Origin of the sequence: Pseudomonas sp. 21615526, from assembly GCF_013386245.1 — a bacterium.
In the GTDB taxonomy this organism is placed as follows: domain Bacteria; phylum Pseudomonadota; class Gammaproteobacteria; order Pseudomonadales; family Pseudomonadaceae; genus Aquipseudomonas.
Map to the genome: position 1 here is coordinate 1 of NZ_JACAOM010000043.1, position 23037 is coordinate 23037.

Annotated in this window: 23 protein-coding genes; 6 read left to right on the plus strand and 17 right to left on the minus strand. The window is 62.2% G+C overall.

The annotated features are described in order from the left end of the window. The 5 genes from HX786_RS14335 to HX786_RS14355 all read right to left on the minus strand — a co-directional run. Positions 1–295, minus strand: a 295-nt coding sequence (locus HX786_RS14335) for a DUF2946 domain-containing protein (protein WP_178912258.1), incomplete at its 3' end; no start/stop codon positions are given. Between the two features lie 64 nt (positions 296–359). Further along, positions 360–842, minus strand: a complete 483-nt coding sequence (locus tag HX786_RS14340) for a copper chaperone PCu(A)C (protein WP_177020779.1) — start codon at positions 840–842, stop codon at positions 360–362. A 46-nt stretch (positions 843–888) separates the two neighbouring features. Then, entirely contained in the window at positions 889–1284 is a 396-nt protein-coding gene (locus HX786_RS14345; RefSeq protein ID WP_102368005.1) for a DUF2946 domain-containing protein, read from the minus strand. A gap of 97 nt (positions 1285–1381) precedes the next feature. Further along, the gene (locus HX786_RS14350; protein ID WP_008439033.1) at positions 1382–1669 is read right to left on the minus strand and encodes an addiction module antidote protein; all 288 of its coding nucleotides are present in this window, start codon (positions 1667–1669) and stop codon (positions 1382–1384) included. Next, entirely contained in the window at positions 1662–1976 is a 315-nt protein-coding gene (locus HX786_RS14355) for a type II toxin-antitoxin system RelE/ParE family toxin (protein ID WP_102368006.1), read from the minus strand. The genes HX786_RS14350 and HX786_RS14355 overlap by 8 nt, the downstream gene beginning before the upstream one ends. 644 nt (positions 1977–2620) lie before the next feature. Here HX786_RS14355 and HX786_RS14365 point away from each other — a divergent pair. Next, complete coding sequence (locus HX786_RS14365) at positions 2621–2872, plus strand: DUF6124 family protein (protein WP_087693137.1); 252 nt, start codon at positions 2621–2623, stop codon at positions 2870–2872. Positions 2873–2993: 121 nt separating this feature from the next. Here the strand turns inward: HX786_RS14365 and HX786_RS14370 are convergent, their stop codons facing one another. Both HX786_RS14370 and cbiE read right to left on the minus strand, forming a co-directional pair. Next, positions 2994–3713 carry a cobalt-precorrin-6A reductase gene (locus HX786_RS14370; protein WP_178912259.1) on the minus strand — a complete coding sequence of 240 codons (720 nt, stop codon included), beginning with the start codon at positions 3711–3713 and terminating at the stop codon, positions 2994–2996. Next, a complete protein-coding gene (gene cbiE, locus HX786_RS14375) occupies positions 3710–4915 on the minus strand; it encodes a precorrin-6y C5,15-methyltransferase (decarboxylating) subunit CbiE (RefSeq protein ID WP_178912260.1) in 1206 nt (401 codons plus the stop codon). Before cbiE ends, HX786_RS14370 begins: the two co-directional genes overlap by 4 nt. A 95-nt stretch (positions 4916–5010) precedes the next feature. Here cbiE and cobG point away from each other — a divergent pair, with 95 nt between their 5' ends. From cobG to HX786_RS14400, 5 genes are all read left to right on the plus strand, one after another. Continuing rightward, positions 5011–6312 carry a precorrin-3B synthase gene (cobG, locus tag HX786_RS14380; protein WP_178912261.1) on the plus strand — a complete coding sequence of 434 codons (1302 nt, stop codon included), beginning with the start codon at positions 5011–5013 and terminating at the stop codon, positions 6310–6312. After that, entirely contained in the window at positions 6305–6931 is a 627-nt protein-coding gene (locus tag HX786_RS14385; protein ID WP_003217338.1) for a precorrin-8X methylmutase, read from the plus strand. The genes cobG and HX786_RS14385 overlap by 8 nt, the downstream gene beginning before the upstream one ends. Further along, positions 6931–7662, plus strand: a complete 732-nt coding sequence (locus HX786_RS14390) for a precorrin-2 C(20)-methyltransferase (protein WP_003217336.1) — start codon at positions 6931–6933, stop codon at positions 7660–7662. The genes HX786_RS14385 and HX786_RS14390 overlap by 1 nt, the downstream gene beginning before the upstream one ends. Further along, positions 7662–9302 (plus strand): precorrin-3B C(17)-methyltransferase, encoded by a 1641-nt coding sequence (gene cobJ, locus HX786_RS14395; RefSeq protein WP_102606173.1) that lies wholly within the window; start codon positions 7662–7664, stop codon positions 9300–9302. The genes HX786_RS14390 and cobJ overlap by 1 nt, the downstream gene beginning before the upstream one ends. 302 nt (positions 9303–9604) lie before the next feature. After that, the gene (locus HX786_RS14400; RefSeq protein ID WP_102606174.1) at positions 9605–10396 is read left to right on the plus strand and encodes a hypothetical protein; all 792 of its coding nucleotides are present in this window, start codon (positions 9605–9607) and stop codon (positions 10394–10396) included. Position 10397: 1 nt separating this feature from the next. On the opposite strand, the gene HX786_RS14405 is transcribed toward HX786_RS14400, so the two are convergent. The 10 genes from HX786_RS14405 to accB all read right to left on the minus strand — a co-directional run bounded on the left by HX786_RS14405 (position 10398) and on the right by accB (position 23019). Then, positions 10398–10994 carry a MarC family protein gene (locus tag HX786_RS14405; RefSeq protein WP_003217330.1) on the minus strand — a complete coding sequence of 199 codons (597 nt, stop codon included), beginning with the start codon at positions 10992–10994 and terminating at the stop codon, positions 10398–10400. 211 nt (positions 10995–11205) lie between these two features. Next, positions 11206–13980 (minus strand): hybrid sensor histidine kinase/response regulator, encoded by a 2775-nt coding sequence (locus tag HX786_RS14410; protein WP_003217328.1) that lies wholly within the window; start codon positions 13978–13980, stop codon positions 11206–11208. 102 nt (positions 13981–14082) lie between these two features. Further along, complete coding sequence (gene purD / locus HX786_RS14415; protein ID WP_003217326.1) at positions 14083–15375, minus strand: phosphoribosylamine--glycine ligase; 1293 nt, start codon at positions 15373–15375, stop codon at positions 14083–14085. 138 nt (positions 15376–15513) lie between these two features. Further along, positions 15514–17121, minus strand: a complete 1608-nt coding sequence (purH, locus tag HX786_RS14420; RefSeq protein WP_003217323.1) for a bifunctional phosphoribosylaminoimidazolecarboxamide formyltransferase/IMP cyclohydrolase — start codon at positions 17119–17121, stop codon at positions 15514–15516. Between the two features lie 81 nt (positions 17122–17202). Beyond that, positions 17203–17523, minus strand: coding sequence for a DNA-binding transcriptional regulator Fis (gene fis, locus HX786_RS14425; protein ID WP_003186237.1), 321 nt, complete (start codon positions 17521–17523; stop codon positions 17203–17205). Next, the gene (gene dusB / locus HX786_RS14430; RefSeq protein WP_003217321.1) at positions 17520–18533 is read right to left on the minus strand and encodes a tRNA dihydrouridine synthase DusB; all 1014 of its coding nucleotides are present in this window, start codon (positions 18531–18533) and stop codon (positions 17520–17522) included. The genes fis and dusB overlap by 4 nt, the downstream gene beginning before the upstream one ends. Before the next feature lie 185 nt (positions 18534–18718). Beyond that, a complete protein-coding gene (locus HX786_RS14435) occupies positions 18719–19981 on the minus strand; it encodes a DUF3426 domain-containing protein (RefSeq protein WP_178912262.1) in 1263 nt (420 codons plus the stop codon). A 30-nt stretch (positions 19982–20011) separates the two neighbouring features. After that, on the minus strand, positions 20012–20890 hold the full coding sequence (gene prmA, locus HX786_RS14440) for a 50S ribosomal protein L11 methyltransferase (protein WP_003217316.1): 879 nt from the start codon (positions 20888–20890) through the stop codon (positions 20012–20014). 288 nt (positions 20891–21178) lie between these two features. After that, the gene (gene accC / locus HX786_RS14445; protein ID WP_003217312.1) at positions 21179–22540 is read right to left on the minus strand and encodes an acetyl-CoA carboxylase biotin carboxylase subunit; all 1362 of its coding nucleotides are present in this window, start codon (positions 22538–22540) and stop codon (positions 21179–21181) included. Between the two features lie 17 nt (positions 22541–22557). After that, positions 22558–23019, minus strand: a complete 462-nt coding sequence (gene accB / locus HX786_RS14450; protein WP_003217309.1) for an acetyl-CoA carboxylase biotin carboxyl carrier protein — start codon at positions 23017–23019, stop codon at positions 22558–22560. Positions 23020–23037 lie beyond the last annotated feature (18 nt).

The window sequence follows — 23037 nt, forward strand, 5'->3', positions numbered from 1 at the left end:
GGGTCAGGGCGTTGGCGGGCGGCGGGCTGCCGAGGGTGACAAACGACACGCTGCCAGGCAGCGCCGGGCAACTGAAGAGCAGGCTGCAATAGCCGCACTTTTCCCAGAGCACGTGGTGTTCGTCGGGTGCTTTGTGGTGATCGGTCGCAGGCTTGGCGGCGCCATGGCAGCTCGGCGCGTCCATGGACATTTCCATCGACATGCCGGCGTGATGATCCATCGGCATCGCTTGGGAAATCAGCGGACCGATAAAGATCATCAGCATGGCGAACAGGCTGATCCAGCTGCCGCGCATAAGGCCTACAGGCTTACGGCGGTGCGGGGACAACCTGGCGCGTGGGGCGCCCATCGAGGTTTATCTATTGGGCGTGCATGTGTTCGTGGCCGGCCATGGGCGGCTGCTTCTGCACTGACACTTCCACCTTCACTGGCCCGGCCTTTTCAAAGTTCAGGGTCAGCGGAAAATGCTGGCCGTCGCGCAAAACGCTGCGGTCCTTCAGGTCCAGCAGCATCACGTGGTAGGCCATGGGCGCGAACGCCAGGTCACCTTTGGCCGGCACCGCGACGCTGGTCACCTGCTGCATCTTCATCAGATCGCCCTGCATCACATGCTCATGCAGTTCGGCCTTGGCGGCCACGGGCGTGTCGACGCTGAGCAAGCGATCCGCATGCTCGCCCTGGTTATGAATCACGAAATACGCCGCGACGGTCGGCGCATTGGGCGGCAGTTCCTGGGACCAGGGTTCGCTGACCACCAGTTCGCCGACCTTGAAGTCTTCGGCATTGGCAGCAGCACACACCGGCAGCAACAACGCAGCCAGAAGCAGGGAAGATTTGAGCATGGCAGTTCTCCAGAACGGTTCTAAACGCAGTTCACTTGCGAAGAAATCAGACCGTTGGAGAGGCGCGGGGGTTAAGGCTCGGCCATTGCTGGCGCGGGGTGGGGGATTGCAATGACGGCGGCGGCAGGTCTTGCACCGCGTCGAATCGTGCGAAATACAGTGTTGGTGAATGCCCCGGCAGCGCCACTAATGGCGCCGAGCCCGAGCAGCACCAGCAATGCTGCATGGTGGAGTGATCGTCCTGCTGCGGCGCCGGAATCTCCAGCTTGCCCAGGGCAATGGCCGTCAGCTTGTTGGCATTGGAGGAGCAGAAACTGCCCCAGAGCAGTTGGTCGAGGGAATTGTTCGAGCGCTGCATCGCTCCGGCCATCGGCATGGCAAACGCATTGAACAGCACTGCAAAGCAGGCGATCCAGGCAATTGCAAAGCGTTGACGGGCCATGGCGGACAATCCGTAGGGTTAAGCGATCAGGTGGGTATTTAGCCTGATCGGGGAGGATAAGTAAAAAGGGGCGGTGTGGTTTGGTGTCGCAGTGCTATCAACCAGCTGTGGCGTGCAGCTTCAGGCCGAGCGCTTTCATGACCTTCATGATAGTCGCGAACTCGGGATTGCCAGTGCTGGAGAGGGCTTTATATAAACTTTCGCGTCCGAGGCCTGCGTCGCGGGCTACTTGAGTCATGCCTTGGGCGCGGGCGATGTTGTTGAGGGCTGAACGAATAAGCAGTCCGTCACCGGCATCCTCCTCGAAGCACGCTTCAAGATACTCAGCCATATCTTCAGGAGTCTTGAGGTGTTCCGCTATGTCGAAGTCTGTAAATTCAGTCATGGCTTACTCCTTTTTTTTCAAAGTCTGCTGCAATTTGCTTAGCGCGCTGGATATCGCGTTTCTGCGTTGATTTATCGCCGCCTATCAACAACAGGTAAACCACCTCCTCTCTACGAGTGAAATAAACCCGGTATCCAGGACCGTAGTGGATGCGCATTTCCGAAACGCCATTTCCTACTGTCTCACAGTCTCCGAAGTTGCCTGATTGTGCGTTATTCAACCTTGCCAGTACGCGTGCACGGGCCGGTTTATTGTTTAACGAATCAAGCCACTCCAGGAAATGCTTGGATTTCTTGAAGTGAATCATCTTGGATCGTATTCCTTGGGATACAGAATGACAAGTCACGATGCTCCGCAAAAGCAGTGCATCCCCATCGCAGACTCTGGTGCAAAACTGCGGGAGGGGAGCTTAGGGCGAGGGCTTTTGGCTGAACCAGCCGGCTGGTTCGGAGGGGGGTGTAAGGCGAATCAGTTTTTAAAGCGAGGTTGTCAAAAGGATGTCGATGATTGAGGCGCTTTCCTACGAGGTCATTGCACCTTGCGATACAGGCGACTCGGTCTTCCTGCTGGAACGAGGTGATGCTATCGCAGGCAAGCCAGCTCCCACAGTTTGGATTGTGTTCGATTCGAATGTGGAGGCCCTCCACAGAAATTTCCGACAGTGATTGGCGGTTGTCTCTAGGAAACTCAATCTCTAGTCTCCGAACACCACTGCAAACTCAGTGGTCGGGCGTCGCGGCCCGGATTTCTTCAGACGCAAAAGCGTCATCGTGTCCTTTCAGTTGGCGCTTTTTTATCGTCTACTGTGCGGCGCTATGGTGGCTGTGCGCGGGATACCTTCGGGTATGCCGGTGTTCTGGAGAGCCGGTCCGCGAACCCGCGTTCAGCTACCACCCCCATCGCATCGCGGCGATCAGTGGTAGCTCCTTTGTACTTCTCCGGAGCTTCACAATGATTAAACCTACCCCCAATCCCCCTTTTCGGCTGTTCACCGTAGCCGACGGAATCAGCACCGAAGACCTGTTGGTCAACCTCATTGAAACACTCGCCTCGGCTAACGCGCTGAGTTGCGACTTGGCGTTTAGCCTGGAAGGATCGAAGCGAGAGGAGTTGTTGGGCGTCGCTCAGTTGATCGAGCTGGCGGAGTTACTGGCTGATCGGGTGCACGATGCAGCCGGACAGACGGCTGCCGCGCGGAGCTAACAGCGCGACGCAGGTTAGTGTGGGAGCTGGCTTGCCTGCGATAGCATCGCCGCGGTGTATCTGAATGACCGTGTCGTTTGCATCGCAGGCAAGCCAGCTCCCACCTTTGTTTCGTGTTGCGTCATACAGACTGGAATGCTTCCAGTACCGAGTTGACTGTCGTGAATGCCCTATCCACCTGCGCCAACACCGGCCGCCTCAACACCAACACCGGCACCCCCCGCTCCCGTGCCACTTCCAGCTTCGGCTCGGTAGCCGTGCTGCCGCTGTTCTTGCTGATCAGCACATCAATCTGCCGCCGCTCAAACAGCGCCCGTTCATCCTCGATCAAAAACGGCCCACGGGCGCCAATCACTTCGCAGCGTTCATTGCCGGGGTACACATCCAGTGCGCGCAGTGTCCAGAACTGCTCGGCGGGGATTTCGTCGAGGTGTTGCAACGGTTCACGGCCCAGCGTGAACAGTGGTCGCTTGAAGGGTTTCAGAGCTTCAATCAACTCCGCCCAGTCACCGACTTCGCGCCAGTCATCACCCGCCTGTGGCTGCCACGCCGGGCGGCGCAGGGCCCAGCAGGGAATGCCACACACACCCGCAGCACGGGCGGCGTTGGCGCTGATCTGTGCGGCATACGGATGGGTCGCGTCCAGCACCAGCTCGATACCTTCATCGCGAATGAACTGCGCCAAACCTTCCGCGCCGCCATAGCCACCGACGCGCACCTGGCACGTAAGGTCGGTGGGAACGCGGCCAACACCCGCCAGGCTGTAGATATGTTCGGGCCCCAGTGTGCGGGCGATGGCCAGGGCTTCCGTCACGCCGCCCAACAGCAGGATGCGTTTCATAGCGGCTTGATCACTTCCAGCAGGGTGATCGGCAGCGCCTGGCGCCAGGTATCAAAGCCCCCCAGTGGCTGGGCCTGGGCCACATGAATGCGGGTCAGCTCGCCGCCGTGTTGTTCGCGCCAGGCCATCAGGGTCATTTCACTTTGCAGGGTCACGGCGTTGGCCACCAGCCGGCCGCCCGGGCGCAGGTGTTGCCAGCAAGTGTCGAGCACGCCGTCGCGGGTGACGCCGCCGCCGATGAAGATGGCGTCCGGCGCTTCCAGCCCGTTCAGGGCGTGGGGCGCGGTGCCGCGAATCAGTTGCAGGCCGGGGACGCCAAGGGCATCACGGTTATGTTCGATCAACAGTTGCCGGCCTTCATCGGCCTCGATGGCCAGGGCGCGGCAGCTGGGGTGGGCGCGCATCCATTCGATCCCGATGGAGCCGCTGCCCGCGCCCACGTCCCACAGCAGTTCACCGGGCATCGGCGCGAGGCGGGCGAGGGTCATGGCGCGCACGTCGCGCTTGGTCAGTTGGCCGTCGTGCCTGAAGGCCGAGTCCGGCAGCCCTGCCAGGCGTGACAGGCGCGCTGTGTTGGCGTCGGCCACGCAGTCGATGGCCAGCAGATTCAACGCGGCAATCGGTTCGCCAGGCCAATCCCGGGCGATGCCGTCGATGCGGCGCTCATCCGGCCCGCCGAGGTGTTCAAACACACTCAGGCGACTTGCGCCAAACCCGCGCTCGGCCAATTGTGTGGCAATCGCCGCCGGGCTCTGGCCGTCATTGCTCAGCACCAGCAAACGCACGCCGCTGGCCAGATGCGCATTCAGCGCCGCCATCGGCCGGGCAACCACCGATAGCGTCACTACCTCTTGCAACGGCCAGCCCAGACGCGCCGCCGCCAGGGACACGGAAGAGGGCGCCGGCAGGATCAGCAGCTCATTGGCGGGCACCTGTCGCGCCAGGCTCGCGCCTACGCCATAGAACATCGGGTCGCCGCTGGCCAGCACGCACACCGCTTCACCACGCCTGGCCAGCACCGGTTCCAGGGAAAACGGGCTGGGCCACAGCTGGCGTTCGCCACGGATACACACCGGCAACAAGTCCAGCTGGCGTTGGCCGCCAACAATGCGCGAGGCGCGCAACAAGGCGTGCCGGGCGTTTCTGCCCAGGCCCTTGAAGCCGTCTTCACCGATGCCTACTACTGTCAGCCAGGGCGACATATGAATTCCTTGAACGACATCCGACGGGCAGGCTTTTCATGCCGCCGGACAAAGCAGGCATAATACCGCGCCTTTACCCGTGAACCGGTAGCCCCGTGAAACCAACACCACTGTCCAATACCTTGCGCCCCTCGGCCTGTCCGGGGTTGCTGCGTATTGTCCAGGCGTTGGATGGCGGGATTTGCCGCATCAAACTGGCGGGCGGTTCGATCCGTGCCGAGCAGGCGTTTGCCGTGGCCGACGCCGCCCAGGCCCATGCCGGCGGGGTGATCGAGGCGACCAACCGCGCCAACCTGCAGATTCGCGGGATCGGCGCCGAACAGGATGCATTGATCGCCGCCTTGCTGGCCGCCGACCTGGGCCCCAAGCGTGCCGCCGGTGATGATGTGCGCAACCTGATGCTCAGCCCCAGTGCCGGCATTGACCGCGAGATGCTGTTCGATACCCGACCGTTGGCCGACCAGATCCTCACCACCCTGGAAACCCACCCGCGTTTCCATGAGCTGTCGGCCAAGTTCGCCGTGCAACTGGACGGCGGTGAAGCCCTGGCGATGCTCGAGCATCATCACGACCTGTGGCTGTCAGCCTTCGATGCCAATGGCAACACGCTGTTGGCATTCGGCCTGGCAGGCTGCCCGGCGCGGGATGCGCCCTTGGCGGCGGTACCTTTGGCGCAAGGGCATGCACTGGTGGTGGCGGTGCTGGAGCGGTTCCTTGAACTGGCCCGGCCTGATCAAACCCGCATGCGCCACCTGCTGGCTGAAACCGCTGTGGATAACTTTTTGCGGCAGCTGAATATGCCATTGCAGCCGGTTGATGGCTTTTCCAGGCACTACAACCCCGCGCCGCTGCACCTGGGAAGTTATCCACAGCGCCAAAAAAACCAGGTCTACGTCGCCGCCGTCGCACCCTTGGGCCGCCTGGATTCGGCGATGCTCAGGGGCGCTGCGCAACTGGCCGTCGACCATGGCGACGCCACCTTGCGTGTCACGCCATGGCAAGGCCTGCTGCTGCCCAATATCCAGGATGCGTCGGCTGTCACCGAACGCCTCGAACAGCTTGGCTTTTTGTGTTCGGTGGACCAACCCCTCGCACGGATGATCGCCTGCACCGGCGCCGGCGGTTGCGCCAAAGGCCTGTCCGACACCAAGGCCGACGCCGTGCAACTGGCCGCGCTTGCGCCCGGCCACAGCGTGCACCTGTCCGGCTGCCCGCGTTCCTGCGCGGCCGCACACACCGCGCCGGTCACCCTGCTGGCGGTAAGCCCCGGCCACTACGACCTCTATTTTCGCGACGCAGGCCTGCCCGGTTTCGGCCGCCTGCACGCGCGCACTCTTTCTATTGAAGCGGCGGGCGCCTTGTTGCGCGCTCACCCACGGAGCAACACCGATGATTGATTACATCCGCGACGGTCAGGAGATCTATCGCAACTCCTTCGCGATCATTCGCGCAGAAGCCCGGCTTGATCGCATCCCTGCCGACCTGGAAAAACTCGCGGTGCGGGTGATTCATGCCTGCGGCATGGTCGACGCCATCGACGGCCTGCAATTTTCCGAAGGTGCCGGCAAGGCCGGGCGCGAAGCCCTGGCCGCTGGCGCGCCGATCCTGTGTGATGCGCGGATGGTCTCCGAAGGCGTGACCCGTACGCGCCTGCCGGCCAACAATCAGGTGATCTGCACCCTGCGCGACGACAGCGTGCCGGAGTTGGCCCGCGAGCTGGGCAACACCCGTTCCGCCGCCGCCCTGGAGCTGTGGCGCCCGCACCTGGAAGGCAGTGTGGTGGTGATCGGCAATGCGCCGACAGCGCTGTTTTACCTGCTGGAAATGCTCGACGCCGGCGCGCCAAAACCTGCACTGATCCTTGGGTTCCCGGTGGGCTTTGTCGGCGCCGCCGAATCCAAGGCGATGCTGGCGGCAGACAGCCGCGGCGTACCGTTCGTGATCATGCAGGGCCGCCTGGGCGGCAGTGCGATGGCCGCCGCCGCGGTCAACGCCTTGGCCACGGAGGTCGAATAATGCCGGCACGCGGACGTTTGATCGGCCTGGGCGTAGGCCCCGGCGATCCGGAACTGATTACCCTCAAAGCCCTGCGCCTGCTGCGCGAATCGCCGGTGGTGGCGTACTTCGTGGCCAAGGGCAAGAAGGGCAACGCCTTCGGCATCATCGAAGACCATTTGGTGCCCCAGCAAACCCTGATGCCGCTGGTGTACCCGGTGACCACTGAAGTGTTGCCGGCGCCGCTGTCCTACGAGCAAGTGATCAGCGATTTCTACGACACCGCCAGTGTCGACGTTGCGGCACACCTGGACGCGGGGCGCGATGTGGCGGTGATCTGTGAAGGCGACCCGTTCTTCTACGGCTCCTACATGTATTTGCACGACCGCCTGGCCGAGCGCTACGAAGCCCAGGTGATCCCGGGTGTGTGCTCGATGCTCGGTGGCGCCTCTGTACTGGGCGCACCGTTGGTGTACCGCAACCAGAGCCTGTCGGTGCTTTCCGGCGTGCTGCCCCATGACGAACTCAAGCGTCGCCTGGCGGATGCCGACGCGGCGGTGATCATGAAGCTGGGGCGCAACTTCACCAAGGTGCGTCAGGTACTGGAAGAATTGGGATTGGCGAGCCGGGCGTTGTACGTCGAGCGCGCGACCATGGCCAATCAGAAAATCGTCGCTCTGGATCAGGTCGATCCGACGTCCTCGCCGTATTTCTCGTTGATCATCGTTCCCGGTGAAAGGTGGCAAGGCTGATGACGGCTCCCGCGATTGTCATCCTGGGGCAGGGCAGCCTCGCCACGGCCCGCGCTATCCAGCAGGTGTATCCCGACGCACTGATCCACGGCCTGGCCGGGCGGGTCGAGGGCGCAGATCAGGCCTATAACGAATTCGGCGCCACAGTGCGCCAGTTGTATCAACAGGGCACGCCGATCATCGCCCTGTGTGCCGCCGGGATTGTGATCCGCACCCTGGCGCCGCTGCTGCTGGAGAAGGGCATCGAGCCTGCTGTGCTGGCCGTCGCCGAAGACGGCAGCGCGGTGGTGCCGTTGCTCGGTGGCCTCGGTGGTGTAAACGTGATGGCGCGGGAAATCGCCGCTGCCCTGGACGTTGCCGCCGCGATCACCACCAGTGGCGAGCTGCGTTTTGGTACCTGCCTGCTTAACCCGCCCCATGGTTATCAGCTGGGGGATCTGGAGCTGGGCAAACGCTTTGTCTCGGATTTGCTGGCTGGCGAATCAGTACGCATTGAAGGCGCGGCGCCGTGGCTGGATCAGGCCAACTTGCCCCAGGATCAACAGGCGCGCCTGGCGATTCACGTCGGCAGTGCCGAGCGCACACCTGCGGCCAATGAGTTGCTGATTTATCCGAAGACGGTGCTGGTTACCTGCCAGCCGGGGCCGCAACTGGCCGGGCGAATTCGTGCGGCGTTGCAGGATGCCGGGCTCGCCGTGCAGTCCCTGGCTTGCCTGCTGGCGGCTGAAACGGAGATGGCCGATTCGTCATTGCACGAAGCGGCGTTGGAGCTGGGCGTGCCATTGCGCTTCGCCGATCTGGCGCCTCAGGCGGACATTGCGATCACGGTGGCCGAGGCTCCTCTGGACCTGTCCCTGATCGGTCGTCCCCGTGGCCGCCTCGCGGTGATCGGTCTGGGCCCCGGCGCTGCCGAACTGATGGTTCCGGCAGTAAAAGCCGAGCTGGCCCGCTGCACTGACGTGCTGGGTTACGAAACCTATGTGCGCATGGCCGGGCCGTTCCGCGCGGACCAGATCCAGCATTGCACCGACAATCGCGAAGAGATGCAGCGCGCGCGTCATGCCTTTGAGCTGGCGGCGCAGGGGCGTTCGGTGGTGGTGGTGTCTTCGGGTGACCCGGGTGTATTCGCCATGGCCGCCGCGGTGATCGAAGCCTTGCACGAGTCCAGCGACCCGGCCTGGCATCAGGTCGACCTGGAGATTTTGCCGGGCGTGTCGGCATCCCTCGCCACGGCGGCCCAGGCAGGTGCCCCGCTGGGGCATGACTTCTGTGTGATGTCACTGTCGGACAACCTCAAACCCTGGTCGATCATCGAGAAGCGCCTGGACCTGGCGTCCCAGGCCGACCTGGCGCTGGCGTTCTATAACCCGATCTCCCGTGCGCGGCCCTGGCAGTTGGGACGCGCCCTGGAAATCGTCGCGCAGCACCGCACGCCTGAAACACCGGTGGTCTTGGGCCGTGACATCGGTCGCCCGGGCCAGACCCTGCGAGTCACCACCCTGGGGCAACTGACGCCGGAGCAGGTGGACATGCGCACCATGGTGCTGATCGGTTCGTCCACCACCTGCGTCTTTGCGCGGGCAGGTGGTGGCGAGTGGGTCTACACGCCACGTTGGTACGGCGAGAAACCCGCCTCCTGAAAACAACGGCGGCCCCGCCATGGGGCCGCCTTGAAACGTCAGTCATTTATGCCGGAAAGGTCTGCTTGCCGAGGTTTTTTTGCATCGGCTCAAGTCATACCTTTCTCTACGGCTTGAAGAAAAGCACGGCGCTTTTGTGTGCCGCCGCCTCATCCCCAGCGTTTACTCAGCTGCGCCGCCTGCAGTGATTTTTCCTGCGGGTCGCGGCGCGTCCCGTGGTCAATTTCCAGCAGCTCAAAATCCCCGGCAAGTCGACTAGTGTTGGCGTTGAGCCCCATGTTGGGGGTTATGGAGAAATGACTATGGAGCGAAACAACAAACGGATCAACAGCGCAAAAAGGAGGAAGCTGATTGCCGCTTACCGGCTTCCGGGCGCGCCCGGCCTGGCGTCGGGGTTGAGCGCGCCGGTGAAGCCCGAGGCGGATGATGAGCTGGACGCGGCGGTGGTGAACAACAGCGTCATGTCGTTTGTGCAAGGCATGACCAGCCTCAACAAGGAGTACACCCGCAAAAGCTATTTGCTGGCGAGCAGCTACGTCAGCGATGTGCTGCGGGTCGCCCGGGGCACAGAGGCCTGGTACAACGAATTCATCAAGGTCATGAGCAGCCTCGGCTGGATGCCGGTCAGGAGCAGTTTCGAGCGGGTGTACACCTCTCGCAAGGGGCTGTCGGTACAGCTGGCGGCGCTGAACCTGATGGCGGCCACCGTGGCCTCGACGTTTCTGTCGGGGCCGCTGATCAGTGTATTGCCCAAACGGGTGGCGGAGGCGGTTGAAGCCTTGAAGCAGCTCCCGGCCTCATTTGAGTTATTCAAGCGAAATACCACCACGCGTGACGGTGGCGATTTCGGCTTGGCGTCCTGCTCGGAAATCGCCGGGGAAGTTTCGATGGTGCTGGTGACGTACAGCTCTCACGGCGTCAGCAAGCAACTGGGCATACCGTTTCTGGAGTGGGACAGTGCATCCGTCGAGGCCTTCAGTGGCCGCACGTGCCTGGTGCTGAACAGCTCGGTGGTCAACGAAGACACGATTCAACTGCTGCGGGACAGCGCAGGGGACAAGGTCCGCCTGGCTATCGCCAACTACAGGATTTGATCTACGGCACCAGGTAACCGCGTACACCGGTGAAGATGATTTGTGCGGCCAGGGCGCACACGAACAGCCCCATCAACCGGCTGACAATCTGCAAGCCCTGGTCGCCGAGGATGCGTTCGATACGGTTGGACAGGTACAGCACCACGCCCACCGTCAGGCTGGCCAGGGCGATACTGAGGATCGCGGTGATCTTGTCGTCCCAGTGCGGCTGGCTGACGCCCATCACCAGCAGCGCACCGATGGTGCCGGGGCCGACGGTCAGGGGAATGGTCAGCGGCACGATGGTCACGTCCTGCTGCACGTTGTCGGTCTGCACCGCTGACTTGCCCTGGGCCATGCCCAGGGCCGAGATGAACAGCACACTGCCTGCGCCGATGCGGAAGGCGTCGACGGTGATGCCGAACACACTGAAAATCACCCGGCCGAACAGGTAGAGCAACACGCTCGATACCAGGGTGGCGAGGGCCACTTTCCAGGCCAGGCGCCGCCGCTCCTTGCTGGAGTAACCGCGAGTCAGGCTGATAAAGCAGGAGAGCACGAAGAAGGGGCTGTAGAGCACCAGCATCTTCAGGTAAACGCTGAATAGCACGTGGAGCATGGTGGGAGCTCGCAGCGAAGGAGGGCGAGCGGGAGTTTATCAGGCCTGTGGCAGAGCGCTATCTGTGAAGCGACAACAATCCAATGTGGGAGCGGGCTTGCTCGCGAAAGCGGTGTATCAGTCAAACATGTAGTGGCTGACGCACCGCTTTCGCGAGCAAGTCGAATCGTCGCACCGCCGCTCCCACATTTTGATCTGCGTCATGCATGGGTCAGGTGGGAGCGTGCTCAGGGCGCTGTTGGCGCTGTGCCACCCAGTACTCCACCAACTCGCGTAATTGCGACAACTCCACCGGCTTGGCCATGTGCCCGTCCATCCCGGCCTGGCGTGCACGCTCTTTATGTTCCGAAAGAATGTGCGCGGTGAGTGCCACGATTGGCGTACGAATCCGCTGGTTGCTGACTTCCCACGCGCGCAGTTGCTGGGTGGCGGAGAAGCCGTCGAGGATCGGCATTTCACAGTCCATCAACACCAGGTCGTAGCGCTGGGCCTTCATTGCCTGCAGGGCTTCTTCGCCGTTGCTGGCGGTGTCCGGCTGCAGGTTGAGCTTGCCGAGCATGCCGCGAATCACCTTGGTGGAGATACTGTTGTCCTCCGCCACCAGGATCCGGAAGTCACTCGGCACGGTCACCGGGGCCGGCGCGCTGATCGCCGGCTGGCGTGGCTGCACGGAGCCCTTGCTGCGCTGGGTCAACTCATCGGCAAGGGTGGTCTTGAGGGTATAGCCGGCCACGGGTTTGGCGAGGATGCGCTTGATCCCGCAGTTGCGCGCGATGATCTTGCTCGGCGCATTGCTGATGCCGGTGAGCATGATCAGCAGGATGTCGTGGTTCAGGCTCGGGTCTTCCTTGATCTTCGCCGCCAGTTGCATGCCGGTCATGCCGGGCATGTTCTGGTCCAGCAGCACCACGTCAAAATAGTCCCGCAGGTGCGCCTTGGTGCGCAGCAGCGCCAGGGCTTCCTTGCCCGAAGGCACGGCACTCACGTTCAGGCCCCAGGCCGTGCATTGCTGCACCAGCACTTTGCGGCAGGTGTCGTTGTCGTCCACCACCAGCACGCGCGCGCCCTTGAGCGGGCCGTCGAGGTCGGAGGTCGGGTGCTCCAGGCGTTCCGGGTCCAGCGGCAAGGTCAGCCACAGGGTGCTGCCTTGCTGGCTGCCACTCTTGATGCCGAATTCGCCGTTCATCAACAGGATCAGCTGGCGGGCAATGACCAGGCCCAGATGGCCGCTCAGGCGGGTGGCAGAGAGGAAGTTCTTGCTGTGCAACTCGCTGTGCAGCAGGGCGTCGCGCTCGGCGGGTTCCATCGGCAGGCCGCTGTCTTGCACGGCAATGCGCAGGCGCGGTTTGCTGCTGCGCTCGTCCAGTGCGACGACGATCAGTACTTCGCCTTCATCGGTTTTTTGCAGGGCATTTTCCAGCAGGCTCAACAGTGCCTGGCGCAGCCGCGTCGGGTCGCCGCTGATCACCCGGGGTACCTGGGGCTGGATAAAGCTGATCAGCTCGACGTTCTGCTGCTCGGCCTTGGCGCGGAAAATACTCAGGCAGTCTTCGATCAGCGCGTTGAGGTCGAACTGCACATCGTCCAATTCGATCTGCCCGGATTCCAGCTTGGAGATGTCGAGAATCTCGTTGATCAGGGTGAGCAGTTCGTTGCCGGCGCTGTGGATGGTTTGCACGTAGTCGCGTTGCTTGACTGAAAGCGGGGTGCCCAGCAGCAGTTCGGTCATGCCCAGCACGCCGTTCATGGGCGTGCGAATTTCGTGGCTGATCTTCGCCAGGAATTCGGCCTTGGCGGCGATTTCGGCGTTGCTGGCCGCCAGGTCGCGGCTGAGGCTGAAGTTGTCTTCGGTGATGGCGCGCTGGCGTTCGCCCAGGGCCAGGCTCATCAACAGGCCACTGAGGCAGATAAAGCCGAGCAGGGTGATGATCAAGCCTTGTGGCGGCACCAGCGTCAGGCCCAGCAAGGCCGGGAGAATAATCAGCGTGCCGATGTTGAAGATCACCATCGCCAGCATGAACAGGCGCGCCGGGCGGTAGCCCTTTTGCCAGTGATAGGCCGAGACGAACAACATGCTCAGGCCGGCCAGCGCCACCAGGGCGTAGGTGATGATGTTCAGGGGCAAGGTGTTGACGAACAGCAGCAACAGGCCGGTCAGGACGATCAGCAGGATGTCGGCCATCAACAGCTTGTTCAGCGGATGCGGGCCCAGTGGCGCAAAGAAGCGGTAGGCAAACATCAGCCCGCACGGCGCGGTCAGCAGCAGGGCGAGGTAGGCACCGGGGGTTTGTACCGCGTGCCAGTTCGGCAACCACGGGCCCAGCACGTTGAGCAGCAGCGCAAGGCTGAGCAGCAACAGCAATTCGCAGGCGGCGAGCCACAGGCTGCTGCGGGAGCGATGGTAGGCGTAGCGGGTGAGGTTGTGCAGGATCAGCATCACCAGGCAACCGAACAGCAGCCCGTAGATCAGCGTCTGGTTCTGGTTGGCCGCAGCCAGCACGGCCGGCTCAAGGGTGATGTAGGGGCGCAGCTCGTGTTCCGAGACCATGCGCAGGTACACGTCCAGCGGCTTCTGGCTTTGCGGCATCGGCAGCATGAAGTCGCTGCTGGGCAGCGGGCGCTCGGCCTGGGGCTGGCGGGTGCCGGTAGCTTCCTGCTCCACCAGGGTGTCGCCGTCGAGTACATACAGGTTCAGGTGTGACAGGTCAGGGGCGAATACCCGCAGCACTTGCTCGTGTTTGCCGGGTTGCAGCCTGAAGCGTACCCACAACGCACCGTCCGGTTGCGCGGCGGTAATCCGGTCCAGTTCGATGGGGCTGAATTGATTGATGTAGCGGGGCGAGCGGATGTCGCTCAGTTGCAGATCGGCCTGTTCATCAAGCAATACTGCCCAGCCACTGCCTTGTGCGGCGGCCTGGGCCGGGAGCAAGCAGAGCAAGGTCAGCAGACTGACAGTGAAACCTATGGCGATCCTGAGCCAGCGCACGGCGAAATCCCTTCGTAGGTTGATGCATGGGTATAACTATGCGCGGGGCCACAAGCGTAGGGCAAGGGCCAGAGGCCCCTGCCTAACCGAACGGATAGCTGTTTACTGACTTTCGCCACGCTCACGGGCAATGGCGCGGTAGCCAATGTCGGTGCGGTAGAAGCAGCCTTTCCAGTCGATCTTCGCCGCCAGCTTGTAAGCCTGTTGCTGGGCGGCATCTACGCTGCTGCCCATGGCGGTTGCGCACAGTACGCGACCACCGGCGGTGACGACCTTGCCATCCTTGAGCGCGGTGCCCGCGTGGAACACCTTGCCTTCCAGCGTAGCAGCCGCGTCCAGACCTTCAATCACATCGCCCTTGGCGTAGTCGGCCGGGTAGCCGCCGGCGGCCAGCACGATGCCGACGCTCGGGCGCGGGTCCCACTGGGCTTCGACCTTGTCCAGGGCCTGGGCCAGCGCAGCTTCCACCAACAGCACCAGGCTCGATTGCAGGCGCAGCATCACCGGTTGGGTTTCCGGGTCGCCGAAGCGGCAGTTGAACTCGATGACTTTCGGGTTACCGGCCTTGTCGATCATCAAGCCGGCGTACAGGAAACCGGTGTACACATTGCCTTCGTCGGCCATGCCGCGCACGGTTGGCCAGATGACCAGGTCCATCACGCGCTTGTGCACTTCGGCGGTAACCACTGGCGCCGGGGAGTAGGCACCCATGCCGCCGGTGTTCGGGCCGCTGTCGCCGTCACCCACACGTTTGTGGTCCTGGCTGGTGGCCATCGGCAGTACGTTCTTGCCGTCGACCATCACGATGAAGCTGGCTTCTTCGCCGTCGAGGAACTCTTCGATCACCACGCGCGAACCGGCTTCACCGAAAGCGTTGCCGGCGAGCATGTCGCGCACGGCGTCTTCGGCTTCAGCCAGGGTCATTGCGACGATCACGCCTTTACCGGCGGCCAGGCCGTCGGCCTTGATCACGATCGGTGCACCGACTTCACGCAGGTAGGCCAGGGCCGGCTCGATCTCGGTGAAGTTCTGGTAGTCGGCGGTCGGGATCTTGTGGCGCGCCAGGAAATCCTTGGTGAAGGCTTTCGAGCCTTCCAGCTGGGCAGCGCCGGCGGTTGGGCCGAAGCAGTCCAGGCCGCGGCTGCGGAACAGGTCCACAACGCCAGCTACCAAGGGCACTTCCGGGCCGACGATGGTCAGGGAAACGTTTTTCTCGGCAAAGTCCGCCAGTTGCTCAAGGGCCAACACGTCGATGGCGACGTTTTCGCACTTGGCTTCAATGGCGGTACCGGCGTTGCCGGGGGCGACGAAAACTTTCTGGACACGTGGGTCCTGGGCAACTTTCCAGGCCAGGGCGTGTTCACGGCCACCGCTGCCAATGATCAAAACATTCATTTCAAAAACCTCGGATGACGCTGAATTCTGACCGTTCCCACGCTCTGCGTGGGAATGCCTCTTGTGACGCTCTGCGTCACGCTTTGGGACGCGGAGCGTCCCGGCCTGCATTCCCACGCAGAGCGTGGGAACGAGCAATCAGTGACGGAAGTGGCGCATGCCGGTGAAGACCATGGCAATGCCGGCTTCATCAGCCGCTGCAATCACTTCTGCGTCACGCATCGAGCCGCCCGGTTGGATCACGGCGGTAACACCGGCTTTCGCGGCGTTGTCCAGGCCATCACGGAACGGGAAGAATGCGTCGGACGCCATCACCGAACCCTGCACCTGCAAGCCGGCATGTTCCGCCTTGATCGCAGCGATGCGTGCCGAATTCACGCGGCTCATCTGGCCCGCGCCGACACCGATGGTCTGGCGGTTCTTGGCGTAGACGATGGCGTTGGATTTAACGTACTTGGCGACTTTCCAGGCGAAGATCAGGTCGTTGATTTCCTGTTCGGTCGGGGCGCGCTTGGTCACCACTTTCAGATCGGCGCTGCCGATCATGCCGATGTCGCGGCTCTGTACCAGCAAGCCGCCGTTGACGCGCTTGTAGTCCCAGGCAGCGGCACGCTCGGCCGACCACTCGCCGCAGGCCAGCAGGCGCACATTGGCCTTGGCGGCAACGATGGCGCGAGCCTCTTCACTGACGGATGGCGCGATGATCACTTCAACGAACTGACGCTCGACGATCGCCTTGGCGGTCTCGGCATCCAGCTCACGGTTGAAGGCGATGATGCCGCCGAAGGCCGACTCGGTGTCGGTGGCGTAGGCCAGTTCGTACGCCTGGCGGATACCGCCTTCAGCGTCCGGGCTCACGGCCACGCCGCACGGGTTGGCGTGCTTGACGATCACGCAGGCTGGCTTGACGAAGCTCTTCACACATTCCAGCGCGGCGTCGGTGTCGGCCACGTTGTTGTACGACAGCTCTTTGCCTTGCAGTTGGGTCGCGGTGGCGATGCCGACTTCAGCAGGCTTGGCCTCAACATAGAACGCCGCGCTCTGGTGCGGGTTCTCGCCGTAGCGCATTTCCTGGGCCTTGATGAACTGGCTGTTGAAGGTGCGCGGGAACTGGCTGCGACCTTCTGTGCTGAGGGTTTCAGCGGCCTGGTTCACGGTGCCCATGTAGTTGGCGATCATGCCGTCGTAGGCAGCGGTGTGTTCGAAGGCCTTGAGCATCAGGTCGAAGCGCTGGGCGTAGGTCAGGCCGCCGGCTTTCAGGCTTTCCAGTACGTTGGCGTAGTCGCTGGCGTTCACCACGATGGCCACGTCTTTGTGGTTCTTGGCTGCCGAGCGAACCATGGTCGGGCCGCCGATATCGATGTTTTCGATGGCGGTCGGCAGGTCGCAGCCTGGCTTGTTGATGGTGGCTTCGAACGGGTACAGGTTAACGGCCACCAGGTCGATCGGCTTGATGCCGTGCTCGCTCATGATGGCGTCGTCGATACCGCGACGACCGAGGATCCCGCCGTGGATTTTCGGGTGCAGGGTCTTGACCCGACCGTCCATCATTTCTGCGAAACCGGTGTAGTCCGCCACTTCCACTGCGGCCACGCCGTTGTCCTGCAGCAGTTTGAAGGTCCCGCCGGTGGAGAGAATCTCCACGCCCAGGGCTTCCAGCTCCCGGGCAAATTCGAGGATCCCGGTCTTGTCGGAGACACTGATCAAGGCACGGCGGATCGGCAGGCGGGTAGTCTGGTCGGTCATTTCAATTTCCATCAAAAGCAAAGGAGTCAGCAAAAAAGGCGTCCGTTTTTACGCGGGCGCCTTTCTGGTTTGATTGAATGCTTACAGCAAATCGTACTGCTTGAGTTTCTTGCGCAGCGTGCCACGGTTCAGACCGAGCAGCTCACTGGCCTTGGTCTGGTTGCCCTTGACGTAGTTCATCACGCTTTCGAGCAACGGCGCTTCGACTTCGGAGAGCACCAGGTTGTACACGTCCGTGACGGCAGCGCCCTCAAGGTGGGCGAAATAATTGTGCAGCGCCTTCTCGACACTCCCGCGAAGGGTCTGGCCTTCTTCGCTCGGCGTGTTGAGGTGCTGTTTCAAATTGACGTTGTCGCTCACGGGTGTTGTTCCACTCACTAAAGTCTCGGTCATCATCGTCATGCGGCCACCCCTTCTCCGTCCCCTGTCACCAGGCTCTTGTAACGCTCGGAGAAGAACTCACGAACGTTGGCGCACTGTGCTTCCGTATCATCCAAACGATTGAAGTGGGCGCGAAACTCCCTGGCGCCCGGCAAGGTTGCGAGATACCAGCCCACATGCTTGCGAGCAATGCGTACTCCCATCACGTCTCCGTAGAAGGCGTGCAGGGCGGCCAGATGCTCTAGCAGAATACGTTCCACCTCGATCAGCTCCGGTGCCGGCAAGGTTTCGCCGGTACGCAGAAAATGCTCGATCTCACGAAAAATCCACGGCCGCCCCTGGGCAGCCCGGCCAATCAACAGGCCATCGGCGCCGGTCGCGTGCAGCACGCGCCGGGCTTTCTCGGCTGAGTCGATGTCGCCGTTGGCAAAGACGGGAATCGACACCGCCTGCTTGATCGCGGCAATGGTGTCGTACTCGGCTTCACCGGTGTAAAGGTCGGCGCGGGTGCGGCCATGCACCGCCAGCGCTGTAATGCCCGCCTGCTCGGCGATCTTCGCCACCGTCAGGCCATTCTTGTTGTCCCGGTCCCAACCGGTGCGGATCTTCAGGGTGACCGGCACATCCACTGCTGCGACAACGGCATGCAGGATCTCGCTCACCAACTGCTCATCCTTCAACAGGGCAGAACCTGCGGCCTTGTTGCAGACCTTCTTGGCCGGGCAACCCATGTTGATATCAATAATCTGCGCCCCCAACTCCACGTTGGCCCGGGCCGCATCCGCCAGCATCTGCGCATCACCGCCGGCGATCTGTACCGAGCGGGGCTCGGGATCACCTTCGTGGATCATGCGCATCCGCGATTTGCGGGTGTTCCACAGGCTCATGTCGCTGGTGACCATTTCCGAGACTACAAGCCCTGCGCCCAAACGCTTGCAAAGCTGACGAAAGGGCTGGTCGGTGACGCCCGCCATCGGGGCGAGGATCAAGCCGTTGTGCAATGTGTATGGGCCGATGCGTACCGCCGACATAGGACTTCCCTGTTGTGGGGCCGGATCATTAGAGTTCGAAAAAGGGTTGGCATGATACCCGCTCTCGATGACTGGATAAAGGCTGAATTGGATAAAATCTGAGCAGTTATTTTCTTATCGCCGCAGGTTTGGTCAAAGGCGATGCAGTCAATAATCTGCCGTCAAGCACCGGCCAGGCAGCCGTTTCACTCGGGGGAGTGGAAGCTCAGGCTGTAATTCACCGCTTTGTTGCCCGGGTCGAGGATGTCCAGGGCAATGTGGATCGGCGTCTGGGAGGGCATCTCGGTCACGCCTGCCAACTCGCCGCTGAGGTATTCGGCGGGTTTGAAGCGACGGCTGGCGATCATATTCCCGTTCATGTCGGCAAAGCGTAGCTCCAGCAGCGGGAACGGTTGGGAGAATGTCGCGCGGTTATAGATGATCGCGTCTACCACCAGGGCACCGGCAAACTCCGGGTGGCTGCGCACCACCAGGTTGCTGCTCTTGATGTGGGCGATATCGACCCGGGATGGCACGGTGCAGCCCAGTTTCGGGCACAGTTCCTGGAACCATGGGCGGTAGGCGTCCTGGCGTGCCAGGTCGTCGAATTGGTAGGCGACGTATTGTCCCGCCAGGCCGGCGGCGGCCAGCAGCACCAGCAAGCCCCAGAACAAACGGCGGCCCCAGCCGGAGGAGCGCTTCCGGGAATACAGGTGCAGCGGGTCGTCTTCCAGGTCCGAAAGCAGGTCGTCGTGGGCGCCGGCCTCGGGGCGAGGGCGCTTGCGTTTGGGCTGCGGGCGTTCCGGTTGTTCGGGTTCCGGCTCGTCTGCTACGGCGGTTACCGGTGGGTCGAGTTCGTCATCGGTGGGGCTTGTGTGCAGCGGTGGTTCGTCGTCCGGCTCGACCGCTTCAAACGACATCGACGGTTCGGTGCGCTTGGGTTTGCCTGGGCTTGCCTTGGCCGGTTGCGGTTCCTCGTCGACCGTTTGCGGGGCTTGGGCCCGTTCATCCCGGGGTTCGCTGAACAGGCTGGAGGCCCATTGCTCTTCCTCGGCCTTGGCCGTATCACGGCTGGCGCTGAGGGCATCTTCCTTTTGCCGACGATCGGCGCCGGGCTGGCGACGGTCGGCACCCACGGGTTGGGTGTGCTGGATCTCGCGGCGTTCCAGCTTGGCCAGTTCTACGTCGAGGTCCAGGTTATCCAGGTCCAGCTCTTCGGCGGTCCATTGCTTCTGGCTGATGGCTCGCGGCGCTTGGGGTGGCGGTTCTACGGCTGCCGGCGGCTCTGCCGCAGGTGGTGCCTGGGGCGCGGGCGCATTGGCGCGCTGCTCCAGCAGTTGGCGAGCGGCATTGAACACTTGCAGGCACGACCCACAGCGCACCACGCCACGGGCCACGCTCAATTGAGCGTGGTTGATGCGAAAGCGTGCTTGGCAGTGTGGGCACTGGGTGACGAAACTGTCGGTCATGCGGCCATCCGATTCATGCAGGCGCTCATTCTAGCGCCGACGACCACTGATGCGTACCCAGCCATCGCGGTTGGCGATCGGATCCAGCTCAAAATCCTGGGCGTAGGCGGCGGCAACATCTTCGCCCTGTTCGGCGAGGATGCCCGACAGCGCCAGGCGGCCGCCCGGCTTGACCAGGCTCGACAGCTGCGGCGCCAGGGAAACCAGCGGCCCGGCAAGGATATTGGCCACCAGCACGTCGGCTTGCACCTGGGGCAATTGCTCCGGCAGGTACAGCGGGAATTTCTCTTCAGCGATGTTATTGCGCCCGGCGTTATCGCGGGAGGCTTCCAGGGCTTGCACGTCGATATCGGTACCGACCGCTTCCTTGGCGCCCAGCAGCAGGGCAGCGATCGCCAGGATCCCCGAGCCACAGCCGAAGTCCAGCACGTTGCAGTCTTTCAGGTCCTGGCCATCGAGCCATTCCAGGCACAGCGCGGTGGTGGGGTGGGTGCCGGTGCCGAACGCCAGGCCCGGGTCCAGCAGCAGGTTCACGGCGTCAGGCTCGGGGGCGGCGTGCCAGCTCGGCACGATCCACAGGCGCTGGCCAAAACGCATTGGCTGGAAGTTGTCCATCCAGCTGCGTTCCCAGTCCTGGTCTTCGATGATTTCGCTGTGATGCTCCGGCAGCGGGCCGCCGGTGAGCAGTTCCATGTGGGCCAGGACGCTGGCGGCATCGGTGCCGTCTTCGAACAGGGCCAGCAGATGGGTGTGGGACCACAGCGGGGTGGTGTTGAGCTCGGGTTCGAAGATCGGCTGGTCTTCGGCGTCCATGAAGGTCACCGACACGGCGCCCACTTCGAGGAACGCGTCTTCGTAGGTTTCGGCTTGTTCTGGGCTGATGGCGAGACGGACTTGCAGCCAAGGCATGGCGGGCACCTTTGAAAAAATGAGTGTGCAGCGGGGTAGGGCTGCGAAAGACGCGCAAGTTTACGCGAGCGAACAGCAGAAGACGACTGTACTGCTGGTGTACACAGAACAAAATGTGGGAGCGGGCTTGCTCGCGAATGCGGTGTGTCAGTAATGGATGTGTTGACTGGCACACCGCATTCGCGAGCAAGCCCGCTCCCACAAGGGGAATGTATCCATCCAGAAAAATCGGGTGGGCAGAAACAACAAAACCGCCCGAAGGCGGCTTTGTTGGGTGGAGCACTTCGCTTACTGATTAGCCAGCTTGTGTTCCAGGTAGTGAATGTTCACACCACCTTCGCAGAAGCCTTCATCGCGAACCAAGTCCCGATGCAGCGGGATGTTGGTCTTGATGCCGTCTACCACAATTTCGTCCAGGGCATTACGCATACGGGCCATGGCCTCGTCGCGGGTGGCGCCCCAGGTGATCAGCTTGCCGATCAGCGAGTCGTAGTTGGACGGAACCTTGTAGCCGCTGTACAGGTGCGAATCCACACGTACGCCGTTGCCGCCGGGCGCGTGGAAATGCTTGACCAGGCCAGGGCTTGGGATAAAGGTTTTCGGGTCTTCGGCGTTGATCCGGCACTCCAGGGAGTGGCCGTGGATCTTCACATCATCCTGGGTAAACGACAGCTTGTTGCCAGCGGCGATGCTCAGCATCTCCTTGACGATGTCGATACCGGTGACCATCTCCGAAACCGGATGCTCTACCTGCACACGAGTGTTCATCTCGATGAAGTAGAAACGGCCGTTCTCGTACAGGAACTCGAAAGTGCCCGCGCCACGGTAGTTGATGTCGATGCACGCCTTGACGCAGCGAGCCAGTACTTCCTGGCGAGCTGTTTCGTCCAGGCCCGGTGCCGGCGCTTCTTCCAGCACCTTCTGGTGACGACGTTGCAGCGAGCAATCGCGGTCACCCAGGTGGATGGCGTGGCCCTGGCCGTCGGACAGTACCTGCACTTCCACGTGACGTGGGTTGGTCAGGTACTTTTCTAGGTAGACCATCGGGTTGCCGAACCAGGCGGCAGCTTCCGAGCGAGTCTGCTTGGCGGCTTCGATCAGTTCTTCTTCCTTGTGCACCACGCGCATGCCGCGACCACCACCGCCACCGGCGGCCTTGATGATCACCGGGTAACCGACTTCGCGACCAATGCGCAGGGCGGTTGCCTCGTCTTCAGGCAGCGGGCCGTCGGAACCTGGAACGGTAGGTACGCCGGCCGCGATCATGGCGTCCTTGGCCGATACCTTGTCGCCCATCAGGCGAATGGTTTCGGCTTTCGGGCCGATGAAGGCAAACCCGGATTTCTCCACCTGTTCGGCGAAATCGGCGTTTTCCGCGAGGAAGCCGTAGCCGGGGTGGATGCCATCAGCGCCGGTCACTTCAGCGGCGGCGATGATGTTCGAGACTTTCAGGTACGAGTTCGTGGCCAGTGGCGGGCCGATGCAGATGCTTTCGTCCGCCAGTTTCACGTGCATCAATTCGGTATCGGCCGTCGAGTAAACAGCGACGGTCTTGATGCCCTCTTCCTTACAGGCGCGCAGGATACGCAGCGCGATCTCGCCGCGGTTGGCGATCAGGACTTTTTGCAGTTTCTTCGCAGGTTTCAACATCGAAGGCGCTCCGCGGTTCAAACGATGGTGAACAGCGGCTGGTCGTACTCAACCGGCTGACCGTTTTCTACCAGGATGGATTCGATGACGCCGGCTTTTTCCGCCGTGATGTGGTTCATCATCTTCATCGCTTCAACGATGCAGATGGTGTCGCCCACTTTCACGGTTGCGCCGACTTCAACGAAGGCTGGCGAGGTCGGTGCCGGGGTGCGGTAGAAGGTACCGACCATTGGCGACTTGACCACGAAACCGTTCAGTTTTGGAGCCGCAGGGGCTTCGGCAGCAGCCGCGACCGGAGCAGCCGCCACGGGTGCAGCGGCCGGAGCCGGCGCTTGCATCTGTGGTGCGTAGAACTGTTGGGCCGGGGTCTTGCTGTGACGGCTGATCCGTACGGACTCCTCGCCTTCCTTGATCTCCAGCTCGTCGATACCGGATTCTTCCAGCAGTTCGATCAGTTTCTTAACTTTACGGATATCCATGAATCATCAACTCCCAAA